This window comes from Planococcus maitriensis, assembly GCF_003289925.1.
Lineage (GTDB): Bacteria > Bacillota > Bacilli > Bacillales_A > Planococcaceae > Planococcus > Planococcus maitriensis.
Genome location: NZ_QLZQ01000001.1, coordinates 504,673 through 522,557, shown reverse-complemented (window position 1 = coordinate 522,557; position 17,885 = coordinate 504,673). Strand labels below are relative to the sequence as shown.

15 protein-coding genes are annotated in these 17,885 nt (G+C 51.5%); all 15 read right to left on the bottom strand.

Annotation, left to right across the window (positions count from 1 at the left end; genetic code table 11):
• Nucleotides 1-163: 163 nt before the first annotated feature.
• On the bottom strand, nt 164-1,543 hold the full coding sequence (locus DP119_RS02540; RefSeq protein WP_167399172.1) for a cell wall-binding repeat-containing protein: 1,380 nt from the start codon (nt 1,541-1,543) through the stop codon (nt 164-166).
• 243 nt (nt 1,544-1,786) lie between these two features.
• Nucleotides 1,787-2,884 (bottom strand): glycosyltransferase, encoded by a 1,098-nt coding sequence (locus tag DP119_RS02535; RefSeq protein ID WP_112230534.1) that lies wholly within the window; start codon nt 2,882-2,884, stop codon nt 1,787-1,789.
• Nucleotides 2,884-3,606 carry a WecB/TagA/CpsF family glycosyltransferase gene (locus DP119_RS02530; protein ID WP_112230532.1) on the bottom strand — a complete coding sequence of 241 codons (723 nt, stop codon included), beginning with the start codon at nt 3,604-3,606 and terminating at the stop codon, nt 2,884-2,886. The genes DP119_RS02535 and DP119_RS02530 overlap by 1 nt, the downstream gene beginning before the upstream one ends.
• A gap of 60 nt (nt 3,607-3,666) precedes the next feature.
• Nucleotides 3,667-4,944, bottom strand: a complete 1,278-nt coding sequence (locus DP119_RS02525) for a nucleotide sugar dehydrogenase (protein ID WP_112230530.1) — start codon at nt 4,942-4,944, stop codon at nt 3,667-3,669.
• Nucleotides 4,945-5,515: 571 nt separating this feature from the next.
• Entirely contained in the window at nt 5,516-6,937 is a 1,422-nt protein-coding gene (locus DP119_RS02520) for an alanine/glycine:cation symporter family protein (protein WP_112230528.1), read from the bottom strand.
• A gap of 93 nt (nt 6,938-7,030) precedes the next feature.
• On the bottom strand, nt 7,031-8,122 hold the full coding sequence (locus DP119_RS02515) for an amidohydrolase (RefSeq protein ID WP_112230526.1): 1,092 nt from the start codon (nt 8,120-8,122) through the stop codon (nt 7,031-7,033).
• A gap of 98 nt (nt 8,123-8,220) precedes the next feature.
• Nucleotides 8,221-9,834: a M20/M25/M40 family metallo-hydrolase gene (locus DP119_RS02510; protein WP_112230524.1), complete on the bottom strand. Its 1,614-nt coding sequence runs from the start codon at nt 9,832-9,834 to the stop codon at nt 8,221-8,223.
• 41 nt (nt 9,835-9,875) lie between these two features.
• A complete protein-coding gene (locus DP119_RS02505; protein ID WP_112230522.1) occupies nt 9,876-10,790 on the bottom strand; it encodes a DMT family transporter in 915 nt (304 codons plus the stop codon).
• Nucleotides 10,791-10,834: 44 nt separating this feature from the next.
• Nucleotides 10,835-12,310, bottom strand: a complete 1,476-nt coding sequence (gene panF / locus DP119_RS02500) for a sodium/pantothenate symporter (protein ID WP_112230520.1) — start codon at nt 12,308-12,310, stop codon at nt 10,835-10,837.
• A complete protein-coding gene (locus DP119_RS02495) occupies nt 12,307-12,579 on the bottom strand; it encodes a YhdT family protein (RefSeq protein WP_112230518.1) in 273 nt (90 codons plus the stop codon). The genes panF and DP119_RS02495 overlap by 4 nt, the downstream gene beginning before the upstream one ends.
• Nucleotides 12,580-12,756: 177 nt before the next feature.
• Nucleotides 12,757-14,064, bottom strand: coding sequence for an efflux RND transporter periplasmic adaptor subunit (locus DP119_RS02490; protein WP_112230516.1), 1,308 nt, complete (start codon nt 14,062-14,064; stop codon nt 12,757-12,759).
• The gene (locus tag DP119_RS02485) at nt 14,061-14,675 is read right to left on the bottom strand and encodes a hypothetical protein (protein WP_112231909.1); all 615 of its coding nucleotides are present in this window, start codon (nt 14,673-14,675) and stop codon (nt 14,061-14,063) included. The genes DP119_RS02490 and DP119_RS02485 overlap by 4 nt, the downstream gene beginning before the upstream one ends.
• Before the next feature lie 1,003 nt (nt 14,676-15,678).
• Entirely contained in the window at nt 15,679-15,909 is a 231-nt protein-coding gene (locus DP119_RS02480) for a DUF2187 family protein (RefSeq protein ID WP_058382988.1), read from the bottom strand.
• 78 nt (nt 15,910-15,987) lie between these two features.
• On the bottom strand, nt 15,988-16,950 hold the full coding sequence (locus DP119_RS02475; RefSeq protein WP_112230515.1) for an ABC transporter ATP-binding protein: 963 nt from the start codon (nt 16,948-16,950) through the stop codon (nt 15,988-15,990).
• Nucleotides 16,947-17,885, bottom strand: coding sequence for a C40 family peptidase (locus DP119_RS02470; RefSeq protein WP_112230513.1), 939 nt, complete (start codon nt 17,883-17,885; stop codon nt 16,947-16,949). The genes DP119_RS02475 and DP119_RS02470 overlap by 4 nt, the downstream gene beginning before the upstream one ends.

Below are 17,885 nucleotides of genomic sequence, written 5' to 3'. Positions count from 1 at the left end.
AGATGAACATCCTCTTTTTTTAACAGTATATTCTAGAATTTTATTAAAAGGTACATAAATTTTCTAAATATTTGTAAATTATTCCACTATGAAATATTAAGGTTATGATACTTGCCCTTCTTCTCTCTCTATCGGGGCAAAAAAAAATGGCCTAAGCCATTTTTTAATCTGTGTACGAGCGGATGGTGACGATTTTCTTGTCCCAATGGCCCCATGAAGTATCAAGCGGTGTAATCGTAACGCCTGTGCTGGTCCCAGCATGGATGATTTTGCCGTCGCCGACATAAATCCCTGCATGTGTCGGACGCGTCGGTGTGCTTCTGACCAAATCCAACAATACGATATCGCCGACTTTAATATTCGAATAGCTGACCGGCTTGCCGGACTGGGCCATCAAGGCAGTCGTTCTCGGGATCGAGATCCCGTTTTTATTGAAGACATACATCAAGTAACCGGAGCAATCAAATCCTGCCGTCGTCGTACCGCCCCAGCGATATGGTGTACCGATATGTTTTTTTGCTTCAGTGATGATATTGGCACGGACATCCACAGCTGGCTTGACGACCGGTATCGGGGCTGGCTTCGGATTCGGGTTCAAGGCTTCTTTTGAAACAGCCACTTCCCCGCCGATAACTGTCAATGCTTTAACGTTCTTATTATTGATGATGTCTTTTGTATGGGAAGGCAATGCCGATTGTTTAACGAGTAAAATTGGCTTGTTCTGTTTCCCGCCAAGCGCAGAACCTGTAAGCGCGTCTGCGAATTGCTGGCCAGAGGCTACGAGGGAATCATCAATGGTCGTTGGATACAATTTTGAAACTACCGCCGCTGCCGTAGCGTAACGGTCTTTTCCTGAAATACGCTGCACTTTAGCGGATTTACCGATTTGGTTATAGACTGCGGCACTGACGGCTACTTCCCCTCCGACTACAGTGACATTGTCGTAATTTTTCAAAGCATTTTCCACTTCAGCGGATAGGTTTTTGCCTGACGTCAACAAGATCGGTTTCCCGGTTTCTGCAGCATGCGATGCAATGGATAAGGAATCCGCATATCCAGCCCCACTTGCCACAATGGCAGAGGTACCGCCGACTTGTTTGGCGATCAAGGCCGATGTGGCCGCTCTGCTGCTTCCTGCAATCCGATCGACATTAATGCCTTTTGACTTCAATTGCTGGACCACTTTTTCCGAAATCGCCATTTCACCGCCGAGGATGGTTGCATTTTTAGCCCCTAGACGGCCAATTTCGGACATGATCGACGCCGGTACAACATCTTTTTTCACCAATAGGATGGGCGCATTCAATTTTTTGGCAAGCGGTGCACCCGCAAGAGCATCCGGGTAGTTGTCGCCAATGACCAGCACGACGTGATCCGTACTGTTGGCAGTCCAGCCTTCACGCGATACCTGGATGGCTGTTTCGTAGCGGTCTGATCCTGAAATGCGATCGAAGTTTGTAAAAACGCTTGCTTCTGAACTGGAAGCGAAAGCAGTAACTGATAAAGCAGTTGCGGCGATCATCGTTCCAAACCATTTTGTCATTTTCATATACTTCTTCTTCCCCCTGAGTTTTATAGTCTGCTTATCTGTATTTATTAGGCAATTTTTTATTCTGAATAACTCAGAGTTTATCATTGAATTTATGAGATGAATATTACATTTATATTACAGGAACAACAAAAAGCCCCTTGAGACAGTGCTCAAAGGGCTTTAAAACCACGTCCCGCATAGGCTGAACGGTATATTTCATAATATTTACAGTTTAAAATAAACACGAACTTTTACCTAGTTTAACTTCAAAACAGCGCTATAAACTCTTTTGATTTCCCGTTGCAAGTTTTCATTGGAAAAATTTTCTTTCGCAAAGCTCCGAAGCATGCTTCCCATCTCTTGCGTATCCGCGTCTATCGCCTTTTCCATGACGTGTTTGAGTGCGTCGGCACGCCCTGGTTCGATAATCCATCCGGTTTTTCCTGGATCGACGAGTGCCGGCACGCCCCCTACATTGGTTGCGATGACTGGCGTGGCCATATCTGCGGATTCCAGAAGCACGAGCGGAAAACTTTCGCTATGCGAGGTCAATAACGATACATCCGCCGCATACAATAATTGGTCCACGTCATTCCGTGCTCCCAAAAATTGGACCCGCTCGGAAATACCCAGTTCCGCTGCTTGTTCGCTTAACTTCTCACGAAGGCTGCCTTCTCCGATGACCCATAGTTTACAAGGGCGCTCGATTTGCGAAAAGGCGTTCAGTAAAATATCATGCCCTTTGACCGGATGGAGGCGTGCCACGATCGCAAAGACGAATTCGCCTTCTTCCGTATCGAGCGCCTTGCGGATAGCGCGTTTGTCGAAGCCGGGCAAGGTTTCATGGAAATTGATGCCGTTGAATACAGGGGTGATTTTCTTCGGTTCGACCCCCATTTGGATCAACATGTCCTTGAATTTCTCCGATACGGCAAACAAATGGTCCGCACGGCGCATCGCCCGCTGGTTCAAGATGGTAAATACCTTGGCAAGCGGCTTGGGCTGATGGAGAAAGTCGAGCGTCGGGTCGCTGTGAACCGTGATGAACCAAGGCATGCCGAATTTTTTATAAACCGAATCGATGAGAAAATTAGCCCGTGCCCCGTGGGAATGGACGATCGAAAATCCGCCTTTTTTCAAGACCATCAAGATCTTTCTCGGTGCCGAGCGGTCAAGACGGCTGTTCTGCTGGACAACCGTCACGGGAATCCCCGCTTTTCGTGCATCTTCCGCAAACGCGCCTTCCGTCAATAACAGCAACTCTGCTTCTACAGGAGAGTTGGCCAATAGCTGCAATAGATGCTTTTTCGAGCCGCCGGTCTCTCCCCCGCTGATGACATGCAATACTTTCATCAGCGGTTTCCGCCTTTATCGCGCACGGCTTTGATGAGGAATTGCGGAAGCGCCATTTGGCGTTTGATGCGGGACGGCTGGCTCGCGAGACGGTAAAGCCATTCGGTTCCGGTGTTCAGGAACAATTTCGGCGCACGTTTCACATTGCCGCTGTAGACATCGAAACTGCCGCCGACACCCTGGAAGATATTGACGTCGAGCCGTTCCATATTTTCACGGATGAACAGCTCTTGCTTCGGGCTGCCGAGAGCGATGAACAGGATTTGCGGCTTCGCCCCGTTGATCGTTCCGATAATTTTATCGGTGTCTTTTTCATAGCCATCGAGCGTTCCGGCAATGACCAGGTTCGGGTATTTGGCCTGGATATTGTCGGCTGCCAGTTCGACAGTCGCTTTTTTCGCCCCATACATGAAAATGCGGTGGCCGTGCTTATTGGCGAGCTGAAGCAGGGCATCCATCATGCCGATTCCCGTGACACGCTCACGGATTTCGCCCCCGCGCATGCGGGAAGCGATTTTAATGCCGACACCGTCCGGGATCTGATAGGTGGATTCGTTCAAAAGCTTCCGGAGTGCCGGATCTTTTGAAGCCATCATGACTTTTTCCGGGTTGATGGCGACAATTCGTGATTTGCGCCCCATTTCGATGTCGTCCTGGATCTTATCGAGCAATTGCTGTTCGGTTTCCTTATTGACAGTAACACCTAAAATTTCTTCTTTCATGCAGTTCGCGCCTCCATGCAAAACCGCATTTCCAAGAGCTTGAAAATGCGGCTGTGTATTTTAATTTTTCGGATTGCCTTTGCCGTCGCCAAGACGATAGACCGTGAATCCAGCCTCTTCATAAGCTTCACGGCTGATAGCGTTCTTCGTGTCAAAAATGGCTTTATGGCGCATCGTTCCGCCAAGTGTTTTCGGATCATATTCCTTGAACGCTTTATGGTCAGTCAAGATGACGATCAAATCTGCGCCTTCCACTGCCTCGTCGTAGGATTGCGTCTGGAATGGCGCTTTGTTTTCTTTGACATGCGGGTCAAAGGAAGCAATGCGCAAGTTTTTCGCTTTCAGGTATTCCAGCACTTCCATTGACGGGCTTTCGCGGATGTCGTCGATATTGCCTTTGAAAGCCAAACCGAAGACAGCAACTTTCGCATCTTTCACATCTTTCAGGATTTCGTCGACTTTGTCTGCCGTATATTGCGGCATGCCGTCGTTCGTATTGCGCGACAGATGGATGATCTGCGAAAGATCCTTCTCTTTCTCGACCAGGAACCACGGGTCGACTGCGATACAATGCCCGCCCACCCCAGGGCCTGGCAAATGGATATTGACGCGCGGGTGATGGTTGGCCAAACGGATCGCTTCCCAAGCATCAACGCCGACACTATCAGAGATTTTCGCGATTTCATTGGCGAAAGCGATGTTGACGTCGCGGTAGGTGTTTTCCATGACTTTCACCATTTCAGCAGTCGTCGCATCCGTCAAGATGAACTCGCCTTTCACGAATGATTCGTAATAAACTTGCGTGCGCTTTGAAGATTCCTCGTTGATGCCGCCGATGATGCGGTCATTTTTCACGAGCTCCTCGAAAACTTTGCCTGGAATGACGCGTTCTGGGGAATGCGAAACGAACAATTCCGTCCCGATTTCCAAATCGCTCTTCACAAGGATCGGCATCATGACATCCAGCACGGTGCGCGGCGGGACGGTCGATTCCAAGACGACCAAATCGCCTTTTTTCAGGAATGGGACGATCGATTCCGTCGCTGCACGGATGTAATCCATGTTAGCCGTTTTGTCTTCCGCGATTGGAGACGGCACAGCGATGATGAACATGTCCGCTTCTGCAGGTGTTGTCGCCACTGTGAAAGTGCCTTTTTCCAATGCCTTGTTCAAGTAATCCTGAAGGAACGGTTCTTCGATATGGATTTGCCCGGCCGACAGCATGTCCACCGCTTTTTGATTGACGTCCACGCCGTGAACTTCATAACCATGGTTTGCGAACATGACCGCTGTCGGCAAGCCGATATATCCTAATCCAACTACACAGATTTTTTCCATTTCGTTAATTCTCCTCAATTGCCAGTAATTTTTTATCTCCTGCTTTGCAAGCAGAGATTTGGTTCAATAGTTTTGCTAAATAAGTTGAACTAATACGTTGTCTTTAAGACTTCATTGCATACGATATTCCGCAAAACAGCTGGCTTTCCTGGGGGCTTGCGCTGAACTAATTCGGGCTTACTGCCCGAATGGATTTCAGCACTTCGCTGATCCCCAAGGAGTCTGCGCTATTTTGCTCCATATCTATTGATATAATCCAGATATTAAGAGTGCAAGGCAGCGACTCCTGCGGGAATAGCATGAGTCTTGAGACCCCACAGGAAGCGCAGCGACCGAGGAGGCTCAAGCCATGCCCGCGGAAAGCGTCTGCCTGTAACGATTGCATCGCTCTCTTTGACTGGTTCATTTTTTGTTCAACTCACATATTATCAATAGTTCATTCTACCATAGCATGTGCCCCGGCAGAAATCGTTTTGGTGTATTTTTCATTACGGTTTCGTTACAGGACGCACGGCCGCTCTATGGGTTCCCAAAGAAAAACCCCTTCCGCAGATGCGGAAGAGGCCAGAAGTTATTCGTCGTGACGATGTGCTTCTTCTCCCCAGCATTCCGTGTTTTTCAGGCCAGGTAAATTTTTCGCATAGAACACCGGGTTCTTGCCGGCTTTCCTTTGCCCCATATAATCGTCGAGGACGCGGAAAGCGATCTTCCCGAGCAATGCGATGACGACCAAGTTGATGACTGCCATCATGCCCATGAACAAATCGGCCATGTTCCAGACGAGCTGGACTTGCGCGATCGAACCGAACATGACCATCGCCAGCACACCGAAACGGTAAGCTGTCAGCCACATGCTGTGGGCATTGATGAATTCGATATTCGTCTCGCCGTAATAATAGTTCCCGACAATCGAACTGAAGGCGAAGAATGTAATCGCCACTGCCAGGAAATAGGGAGCCCATGCGCCAACATGCACATCAAGCGAAGCTTGCGTCAGAAGGATCCCTTCCTGTTCGCTCGTGCGGTATAGATCCGCCAAGATGATGACGAATGCAGTCGCCGAACAGATGATGATCGTATCGAAGAAAACCCCCAAACTTTGGACAAGCCCTTGCTTGGCTGGGTGCGATACGTTTGCGGAAGCGGCAGCGTTCGGGACCGACCCCATACCGGCTTCGTTCGAGAACAGGCCGCGGCGTATCCCTTGCATGATCGCTGCACCGATACCGCCGCCGACGACTTCCTCAAGCCCGAATGCGTTCTGGATGATCAGCGTGAACACCGCCGGGATTTCGGTAAAGTTCAAAATGGATATGTACAGGACGACCAGCAAATAAGCTGTTGCCATGACCGGCACAACCACTTGCGTCACGTGTGCGATCCGTCGCACGCCGCCGAAAATGACGATTGCTGCCAGGACGACCAAACTTGCGCCGACCACCCAGTTCGGGATATCAAAGACATCGCCGACCGATTGGGCAATCGTATTCGATTGCACCGAGTTAAAGATGAAACCGAATGCCAGCGTCAAGAGAATGGCAAAAACGATTCCCAGTTTCCGTGTGCCGAGCGCTTTCTCCATGTAATAAGCCGGCCCTCCGCGAAATTGCTCGCCGTCTTTGATTTTATAGACCTGGGCGAGCGTGCTTTCGATAAAGGCCGTTGCCATCCCGATGAGGGCTACGACCCACATCCAGAAAACGGCGCCCGGCCCGCCGATGGCAATCGCTAAAGCGACGCCGGTAATATTTCCGGTACCGACTCGCGATGCGGTCGAGATCGTGAATGCCTGGAACGCGGAGACCCCGCCTGTCCCGTCTTTCTTTTCCGCGATGACGCGGAACATCTCACCGAATAAGCGCACCTGGACAAAGCGCGTGCGGATGGTGAAGTAAAGCCCTAAACCGAGCAGGAGCCCGATCAATATGTATGTCCACAGTAAGTTATTGCCTTCGTCGACGATCCACGTCAACCCATTTAATATCGCATCCATCTTGATGACCCCTTTAAATTCTATTGTATGAACAATTGTTCCATACCCTTAATCGGGCGAATGGAAACAAGAAATCAGGCCGCGGCAAGGCATTCATGCCAAGCGCAGCGTTTCCGCCAATACGCGGGCGCCGATGTCGAGCGCTTCCCGGTTGAATTCCATATCCGGATGGTGCAAGCCAGGCGCTAAATCCGCCCCGATGCCGACCATCGCCGCCTTCAATTCGGGCTTTTTGATCGTGTAGAAATGAAAATCATCCGCTCCGGTCGTCTGGATCGGTTCAGCATAGGCCTCTTCCCCGAGCACATTGCGGATCGCTCTTGCAGCAATCTCCATCGCCTCATCCGATACTTCAGCAGCGGGTGTGTAATCGTCCCATTCCAACTCGATTTGAACGCCATGAAGCGCGGCGATCGCCCGCAGGCCTTCTTCGAGACGCGCTTTCATCGCATCCATCAGTTCGTTCGACTGTGAACGCACATCAAGCGCAAACGTGGCACTCCCGGGAATGATGTTCAAGCTTTCCCCGCCGGTCTGGATATTCGTCAGCTTGGCCGAATACGATTCGAAAGGCGAGAAATAGATCGTCTTCACGAATTGATGGATCGCCGCGATGACATCGATGGCATTTTTCCCTTGATGCGGCCGCGCGCCGTGCGCGTCTTCCCCCGTGATCTTGCCTTTCAGGAAAATGCCCGACCCGTGATGGAGCGCAGGTGTCACTTTGCCGAACGGCAGCTCTTCCTGCGGGCGCAGATGGACACCGAACAGATGCGTCACATCTTCCAAGGCGCCACGTTCGATCATCGCAAGCGAGCCATTGCCCTGTTCTTCAGCGGGCTGGAAAATAAAGCGGATGCGTTTCTTCAAAGCTTCATCTTTCAAACGCAGGAGCGCCCCCAAAACCATCGACATATTGGCGTCATGCCCGCAGGAATGGTTCGCCTGTACCTTGTCGCCCACTTCCTGCCACAAGGCATCGATATCCGCACGCACGGCGATCACTTCCTCGCCTTCCCCGATTTCTGCAAACAAGCCCGTGACATCATCGAATGTCCGGTACTCCACCCCGAGCCCTTCCATGATCTGCGCCAGTTTTTTCGTGGTCTCGACTTCTTTGAAGCTGACTTCGGGATGCGCATGGAAATGGTCGAAATACGTTTCGGTCTGCTGTTTGAACTCCATAAAAGATCCGCTCCTTCATTTTTTCATCTTTTTGAATTGTACCTGTCTTCTCCATTCAAAACAAACCGGGCCCTGTAGAGCTTGTGGTTTTCACGATGTTAATCCGCGTCTTCTCCGATGTGCAAAATCAGGCTGGCGATGATTTCCGGGATTTCCTCGAAAGCATTCTTGATATGCAGCCGTTCAGTGCGTTTGTGCGGATCCTTGCCGAATGGGCCGATATTCAGGACCGGTGCCTTAAGCTGCTGCATCGCTTGAAACGGGATGCTGTATGGATCGCCGTAAACCGGCGTGTTTTTCTCGTAGCGCACCCAGCCACTCGACGTATCCTGGTAATTGACGTAGCTGAGGTCGGAAATGCCATTGAAGAAATGCACTTGCTCGAGCTCCAAATCAAAACGTTCGAGCGCATCACGCGTGACGTGCGCCACACACTCTTCGATGAACGGGTCTTCGCTCGAATTGACCGCCGGGTAATAAGGCGGCGCGAACAATAACACGATACCCGGCGTCAACTCCTGGCAATTGAGCAGCAGGATGTCCGCGATATGGAACGATTTATCGCGGACGTCGCGTTCCGGGTCCACCAGCGTGTCGTGGATCAATCGGTTGATGTAATCGAGCCCGAATTTCTCTTTGGCGTATTCCACAAGCTCTTCGTAACGGATGACGCGGATCTCGTCGAACCGTGGTTCCATGCCGACTTTTTTGCATAAGGCACGGTAATCTCCCATGCATTCCGCAGCGGATTCCTTCGCCAGGCCCTCAAAAATATCCATGATGTCTTCAGCATTCCTGTCCATGGTGAATACGTTATAGAGCGCTTTGGCGCGGTAAGGCGTCTGGACCGAATATTCCTCTTTCATATCCCCTTGCGTGAGGGTTACCGGTAGCGGCGTTGCTTCCCCGTGGACAGTCTCGGAAAACGCTGGGTTCCATTCCATTTTCCGCGTCAAATATGTGGAAAGATAGCTCGAGGTCATGCCGGCAAGCGGCTCGCCTGCATGCGTTTCCTTTCCGTAGAACAAGGCGCTTGGCATGATTTTCCCGATCGATCCAGTGTAGATGTATTGCGATTCGTCGCCCGGGGATTTTGCGAACACCGGCTCGCCGTTTAAAAACAACACATATTCCAAGCCATATTGGCGCTCCAAATCGAGCAGCTTCGACACGCCGTAGCGCATGCCCGCCGAGTTCACTTCCTCATCCGGCACTGACATCAGCAAGATGTTGACCGGCCAATTTTCCAGGCTTGCCCGCTCGATCAATGCCATATGGATCGCCAGCCCCGATTTCATGTCCATGATGCCCCGGCCGAATAAATAGTCGCCAGACGCAAGATCGGCCTGCATCTCGGGCTTGAATTCGCTCTTTATTTTTTGGAATTCTTTCTCCAGTTCTGCGGGTTGATAGGCGAGCGGCGCCAAATCCCCGTATTCATGAACGGCCACGGTATCGAAATGGCTGAGCAGCACGACGGTGCGTGAGGCTTCTTCGTGCTTATACAAGGCCGTGAGATAACGGCGTTCCCAATTGACTTCTCCCAGCGATATGCGTTCCGGGTGGTTCCGAAAATATTCCGTTTCCATCAACTCGTCTTTTAATCGTTCGGGGAACTTCACTTCCCCTTCTGTCAGCCCTTGTGATTCCCAGCCGACCAATTTTTCCGTCAACTGCCGCAATTGTTCTGGAGTTCCCCATAAACCTGCCATCAATCATTCTCCTTTCACTATTCCACTATAGAAAAAACGGCTCACACGGGGAGCCGTTTCCTGCGTTTGCGAAGCAAATCTTCCGCTGCCCCTGATCCGAATATCACGCCAATGACAATGAGCACAAGGCCCACCAAATGACCGGGTGTAATCGTTTCGCCAAGAATGAGGCTTGCTGCCACGAGCGAGAACAGCGTATTCAGGTTCATGAAAATTGCCGCTTTTGTCGGTCCTGCCTGGCCAATCGAGTAATTATAGAGCATATGCCCGACCGCTGTCCCGAGCATCCCCGAAAAGAAGAACGCCAGCCAGAACGATGTTGGCACATCCCCGAATGCGGCAATTTCTCCCGGTTCCTGGATGAGCGCGATGATGAATAATACGGCCGCTCCCGTGACGAGCATGTATCCCGTCAGCAGGCGCGGATCAAGTGAACGCGCTGCATTCGCTATGACAATATAGCTGAACACTTGAGCCAAGATGGAGATGAAGACCAATAAATCCCCAATACTCATGCCGGACGCCGAGTCGCCTCCGACCATGACCGTTGTGGCGACACCGGCAAAACCGATGGCCACCCCGAGCCATTGCAGCCTGGACGGCACATTGCGCATGATCAGCGACACCAGGACCGCTGTCAGCATCGGCCCGGTCCCGAGGATCAAACCGGCGTTCGTCCCGGAAGTGATCGCCAAGCCCTGGGACAGGAAATAATGATGCGCCACGACATTGAGCAAGGCCCCGAGCAATATATATTTCCAGTCGCTGCGCTTGGGCCAGCGCATCATGCCGAGCGATGCCAGGATGATCAGCACCGTCACCCCTGCCAGCAAGATCCGAAATGCCGTCAGCGTGACCGGGTCGACAAATACCAATAAATACTTGACCGCCGCGAGGTTGAAGCCCCACACGACCATGACCGATGTTAAGATGCCGTAAACTTTCCATGGAGTCAAAAGTGCAGCCCTTCTTTCCCTTATTCCAGATATAGCCCTTTATTTTACGCTTGTTTTTCGTTTCTGTATAGAATGGCGTTGTAATCATATGCCTGCCTGTTGATCAGCAAGCTGAAGACGATAAAGGCAAGAAGCGACAAGATGACCGGCAAGGTCACCGTATGGACGCCGAATAAATTGCCGTTTTCGATGTTATAGAAATGAAGTGCGATATAGCTGAATATCCCTGTCGCCATGCTCGCGATCGCCCCGTATTTATTGCCCCATTTCCAGTAAAGCCCGAGTACGATCGGCCAGATGAACGCCGCTTCGAGGCCGCCGAACGCGAATAAGTTCAAGAAAATCAGCAAATCAGGCGGATCGAGCGCCAGCAAGAAGACGATTACCCCGAGAATCCCGGTGACCCCGAACGACATGCGTTTAATGGTCTTGAGGCTTGCATCGGGTTTGACGTAGTTCAAATAGACATCTTTGACAATCGATGAGCTGACGAGCAGAAGCAGTGAATCGACCGTCGACATGATCGCCGCCATCGGAGCTGCGAGGACGATGCCCGCAACCCAAGACGGCAAAGTTTCCAGCGCGATGAGCGGGATGACCTTGTCCCCGACATCGATGCCCGGAAGGATCGGGCGGGCGAAAACGCCGATCAAATGCATATTGAGCATGATGAAGCCGGTGACGATCGTGCCGATAATCAGCGCACGGTGCATCGAGCGCGCATTTTTATAGGACATCGCACGCACCGCGATTTGCGGCAACCCGACGACGCCGACACCGACGAGAATCCAGAAAGACGATACGTACGCGGCGCTGAGATTGCCTTCCGCCCCGTACGGCGTGACCAGGTTCGGGTTTTCGTTGATCAAATCCTGCATGATGTTCGAGATCCCGCCGCCCGAGATGATGACCGCGATTAGCAAGACGAGCGTGCCGACGAGCATGACCGCCCCTTGCACCGCATCGGTCAAAGCGACAGCGCGGAAACCGCCGATCGTCACATAGACGAGGACACTGACGGCAAACAGGAACAAGGCCGATTGATAACTGAGACCGGTCAAGGACTCGATCAGCCGCGCGCCGCCGATCCACTGGGCAGCCATCGCGGAAAACAGGAAGATGATGATGCTAAGCGCCGATAATAAAACGACAGCTGTGCTATTGTAGCGGGCTTTCAGGAAATCGATCATCGTCACCGCGTTATAGCGCCGCGCCATGATGGCGTATTTTTTCCCGAGGATCATCAAGACGAAGTAACCGGTGACGACTTGGGTCATCGCCAGCAGCACCCAGCCAAAGCCGATCGTATAGGCGGTCCCGGGCCCGCCGAGGAAACTTGATGCACTGCCGTATGTCGCGACCATCGTCATCGCCAGCACAAAACCGCCAAGCTCGCGGCCCCCGAGGAAGTAATCACTGATGAAATTCGAAGAGCCGGCCAGTTTCTTGCTCGACCAATAGCCAATGAAAAAGATGATGATCAAAAAGACGATCATGGGAATGAGGACTGAATAGTTCATCGGTTCTCCTCCTGTTCTTCGTCAAATGGCACATCGACAAAGAAAAACTTGACGACGACCGTGACGAGCACGGCCATGACCAGGAAGCCGACGATGCAGCTATAGAAAAACCAATCGGGCAAGCCGAATATGTACGTGTATTCTTCGACCGGGCGATTGCCGAGCCCGTAGGCGAAAGCGAACCACCAGATGAAGTTGAAGAGCGCAAGGCCGAGGCCGATCCAGGCTTCCCGGTGCGCGACGCGGAAGCGCCAATCTGTTTCTTTCATGGATATTCCACTCCGATCAATGGCTGTAATGTATTGTGTCTATCGTACACCAATGGCGCCCGTAAATTAAGCGCAAGTTTCGCCGGGGCTTTCGCTGCGCCTACTTAAAGAGCAGAGTTTGTGCTCTCCCTAGTTCATCGCCACCAAAAAAACCTCCGGAAATCCCGGAGGTTTTGCTTAGCGCGCCAATAAATATTCGATATAGGCGCGCCATTCTGTGTTCTTCGCATAGTTGAAGTCCGGCGTCCGGCTCGGGAACGGCATGAAGAGCTTCGGCCGTCCTGGATAATCGTGAAGCTGTTCTTCATTGATGGCGATGTTCCCCGCTTCCATGCCACCCGCAAGAACGACGCGTCCATGCTGGGCAAAAGCGATTTCGACTGGTACGGCATTCGGGCGTCCGTCGATGTTCAAGGTATAGGCAGTGCCTGCCGTGTTGTCGTCATCATAAACCCAGCCATCGCTTAGGGCAATCGCATCTTGTGCTTCCTCCAGCGTGATTTCCGCGTTGACATTGCTGCCAAAAGGCATCGTGTCCTGCAAGGGGGTTTCAGGGGCGATGCGCACTTCGTAAAAGGCGATCGGGTTGTTTTGTTCGATGCGGCCGAGATTACGGTACGCTTCGAACCATTTCGATTCTTCCGCCGGGATTTCGGACACGCTGCGGACCGTTCCAGCAATCGCGCCTTCAATGCCTGGCGCCTGGATGAATACGCGGTCTGCCTGTTCGACTTCGTGCCATTCATCTTCCAATAGATAGGTGACGAATTCCCTTTCGTTATTGTAGATCTCGATGCTAAGCGGTTCGGTGTCGCGGTTGATGCTCGCGACCGTCCCTTCGACCGGGCTGATGAGCGCCGGATTTTCCTGGCTTTGCGCGAGCTGTGCTTCGACGACCGCCAGTTCCGAATCAATGGCTGCCAGGCGCTGCTGGGCTTGGGCGATGCCCGAAGCATATGCGCCGTCTTCCGGCACTTCCACACCGACCGAGACGTTGACGTCCATGCTCAGTTCCTGTTCCATATCTGGGCCGAGCCCTGGATAGCTGGAGCTGTTATTCGAGTTTTCGGAGACGCTGCTGTCTTGCGATGCGCGCGCCTGCGCCAGTTCCTGCAACGTGGACTGGACTTCACTGCGTTCTGACTGGAGCGCACTTTGTTCGGATTGCCAAATGGCGCGCTGGTCTTCCGATTCGCTTTCATTCAAGCGTGCCAGTTCAGCACCCGCCGTTACGGCATCGCCTTCTTTGACAAGCCATTGTTCGAGCGCTTCATGGTCCTGGACATAGATTTCCATCGTCTCCTGCGGTGCCGTCAATGCTTCCTTCGGCAAAGTTTCCGTATATGTATGGGTATACGCCTGTTCGTATTCGCTGACATACAATTCTTTTGAAATGATGCTTTTCTCACCGAACAGCAACAGGAAGTTCGAGGTCAAAAACGCGACGACGGCAATGGACAAGCCGATAAAGAAAAAGCGGTTCATAGGATCGGCCCCCCTTGCATAAAGTCACGGAGCATTTCGTCAACTGGAATCTGGCTGAACAGCGCGACGAACAATGCCGAGAGCAGATGGATGATGATCAGCGAAAGCAAGATAACTTTCGGTGATACGCGTGAAAAGTTTTTGATGAAGCGGTATTGAATCGCGATGATCAATGAGGTGAATAAGGTCAATTGGTTAAAGAAATAAATCAGGTAGCTGTTTTCCAGGAGCGTTGCCGCGATCGGCCCGAATGAAAACGGGGAAAACGCCATCGTGTAGCCGTTCCATGCGAATATACCGAAAATCAAGCCTTTTTCCAGCACCAACAATGCCGTAACGTAAGCTTGCATGACGATCATCGCCTTCCACGGGATGCCGATGATCCGGCCGTACAGATACGCGGCGATGTAGAGATGGAAACTTAAATACAAGCCGCCCCACAGCAAGGTGCCGACAAGCGAAGTCCAGCGCGCGAGTGTGTAGCCGTCGAACATGCCTGCCGCAAGCAGCGGCGTGAGCGATCCGGTGTTCATCCCCCAGATTTCAGGCAAGGCGAATACGATCAAACCGAGCACAAGAATGACGGCCAGCCGCTTATTGATTTGCCTCATTTCAGTGTGCCGTAAATTATGTATGAGTTGGCCTTGATTCAGGAAGAAATGCCAAAATTTAAAATCAGATATCATGCGTCTAAGTCCTTTCAGGCAAATGGCGTTCTGCTTAGTTTTACTTTACCAAAAAAACATACGCTTTGAAACGGATTCCCTGCCACAATTTTCAATATTTGGTGGCTTTGAGACGAATGGCATAGGATTGTGGTGAATTTCAAATTAGTAAAGGGCGAAGTAATGAAAAAGAAGTGATTGGAAGAGAAGTGATTGGAAAAGCTTCCGCTTTTCGACTTCGTTGCAGGGGCACGCTTTCCGGAGGGCTCGCATTGAGCCGCTTCGTCGCTGCGCAAAACCACACCTGCTCAACTCTCACGATGTTCGAGCTTCGCAAACAAATACGCTCAATACCTTTCGCGTATTCGCTTGCAGGGTCTCAATTGTCTCGCTGATCCTCCCGGAGTCGGCCCCTTCCACTACGTCGTCAGTTTTAAAGGTAAAAAAACTTCTTTTGTCCACTCAATAGAAAATGTGGAAATGCGTGATGTTTTGTAGTTCACGTCACCTTTGCTATGCAGAGTCTTGTTAATTCTGTTCCACCAACAATATTTTCGATACAACCGCCAAAGTACCAGTTGCCGCATCTCGGGAAGTGATTACCCAACTAGCCGGCAACTAGTTACAGAAGCGGATTCAACTAATCGCACCTTTCTCAATGAAATCTCTCAGCCGCCGGCGCCAAGGGTGAGCCGACGCAGCAGGAGAAAAGCTGCACCCAATAATCGTATGAAACGGCTTGCTCAACTTTCGCTACGCTCAAGCATCGCAGATGAATTGGCTCAATTGACTTTCGCCAATTCATTACTGCCAAAGGCCAACCCAAAGCAAGGCGGCGACTATTAAGTCAAACTCAAATAGAAAATAGCAATATTTCCACATAAAAACACTCGCTAACTTCACTTAATTTCATAGAACGAAAAAACCTCCGCAGCTGCGGAGGTTTCGTTTATTGATCTGCGACAATCTTGTATTTCTTATGTGAAATTACGGTCATGTTGGAAGCAGCGCCGATTTCCTTGGCGTCTTCTGGTGAGATTTCGACGATCACCGAGTTGTCCATAATTTTGAAGATGGTTCCGTTGACGTCGACGCCGTTACGGGTGAATGAAATCCATTCGCCGATTTTGCGGGCCGCTACAAATTCAGATACTTCTTTTTCATGGGGTTGAAATGCCATAGTTATCCACGCCTCTCTATAATGAAAACATTATCTTTCTATTATAGCATAAATTTATGGTGATTTCACCTGTTTCACTTACTCATATAAATGACAGGCGACATAATGGCCGGGTTCTTTTTCCTGCCATGCCGGCTTTTTCTCTGCACAGATGCCCATCGCATGCGGGCAGCGCGTCCGGAACACACAGCCGCTCGGCGGGTCGATCGGGCTGGGCAATTCGCCTTCCAAAATGACGCGTTCGCGGGCTTCCTCGATGTCTGGATCGGGAATCGGAATCGCCGACAATAAGGCTTCCGTATAGGGATGAAGCGGCTTGTCATACAGCTGGTCGGCTGTCGTGAGTTCGACCATATGTCCCAAGTACATGACGCCGATGCGGTCTGATATATATTTGACCATGCTGAGATCATGCGCGATGAACAAATACGTCAATCCCTTTTCCTTCTGTAGCTTCTGCAGGAGCATGACGACTTGGGCTTGGACCGAAACATCGAGTGCCGAGATCGGTTCGTCCGCAATGATGAAATCCGGGTCAAGCGACAACGCGCGGGCGATGCCGATGCGCTGCCTTTGCCCGCCGGAGAATTCATGCGGGTACCGGTTGGCATGGTCGCGGTTCAAGCCGACATCTTCCAGCAATTGATGGACACGCGCCTGCAATTCCTTTTTATTTTTATGCAGCCCGTGGACCTGCATCGGTTCAGCGATAATCTCAAAGACGGTTGAACGCGGATTGAGCGATGCGTATGGGTCCTGGAAGATCATCTGCATATTGCGCAAATAATCGAAGCGGTCCTTGTCGGACATTTTATGGATATCGACGCCGTCGTATTCGACTTTGCCGTCGGTCGAGCTGTACAAGCCCATGATGGTCCGGCCGGCTGTCGATTTGCCGCAGCCTGACTCTCCTACGAGCCCAAAGGTTTCGCCGCGCTTGATATCAAATGAAATGCCGTCAACCGCTTTTAAGATCGTGTCTTTGCCGAGGTCGAAATGGCGCTTGAGTTCCTGTACGGACAATAAAGTTTCGTTCGTCATGTTGTTTCCTCCTGTGTAAATCTGCGGACGGCACATAATTCCTTGTCGTAGACCGTGCCTTCGAGACGGATGATTTCAATGGCTTTGCCGGATGTCGGCGAATGGATCATCATGCCATCGCCGCAGTAAATGCCGACATGATGGAGTTGCCCTTGCCCTTCTTCGTAAGCGAAGAATAATAGATCCCCTGCTTGCCAGGCCCCAGGGTCGAGGCGGTCGATTTCCATTCCTTCCGTTGACTGGTCTCCGGCATCGCGTGATATGTATAGGCCATTCGCTTTCAGCATATGATGGGAGAATCCCGAACAGTCATAGCCGAAGCTCGACATGCCGCCCCAGAAATATTGCAAGCCTAAAAAGCGCTCCGCCGCGTCTGCAATCGCCTGGCCGCTCCCGAGCGGAATCTGTTCAGGCGATGGGACGAGCTGGACATGCTTGGCTTCGATATAAGCGTCGCCATCCGGAGTATGGACATGGACACGGCTTTCGTCTGCGTCCTTGACCGGAAGCAGGCTGTTGAATGGCAGCTGCGCGACCGGCCGGCGTTCTGGCGACCATAATTGCGCTTTATCGGCTGTTACGCGCGCATAGCCTCGATCCGCGGCTGAACCGAGTTCTTTCAGGTGCGCTAAAGGCACCCATCCCGGATAGCCGCGTTCGTCTTTATGGGATGGCTGCCAAGGCGCAATGATCTTTGCCCAAGTGCCATCTATTTCTTCTATTAATACAGGCTCCCCGTAAAGCAGCTGTGTCTGAAGGCGATTGCTTTCGGTAAGGTCCTTTGTTTCCTGCTGGTTCATCGCTTCACGCCATTTATTGATGTCCGGCATATCCGCGACGCCTTGAGCGTCCACTTCGCGTACTTTGTCGGGATGGGTCCAGACGCTCGTCACCGGAACGCGGCAGACCCATGTTGTCGGTTCTGGCTGTGTCAT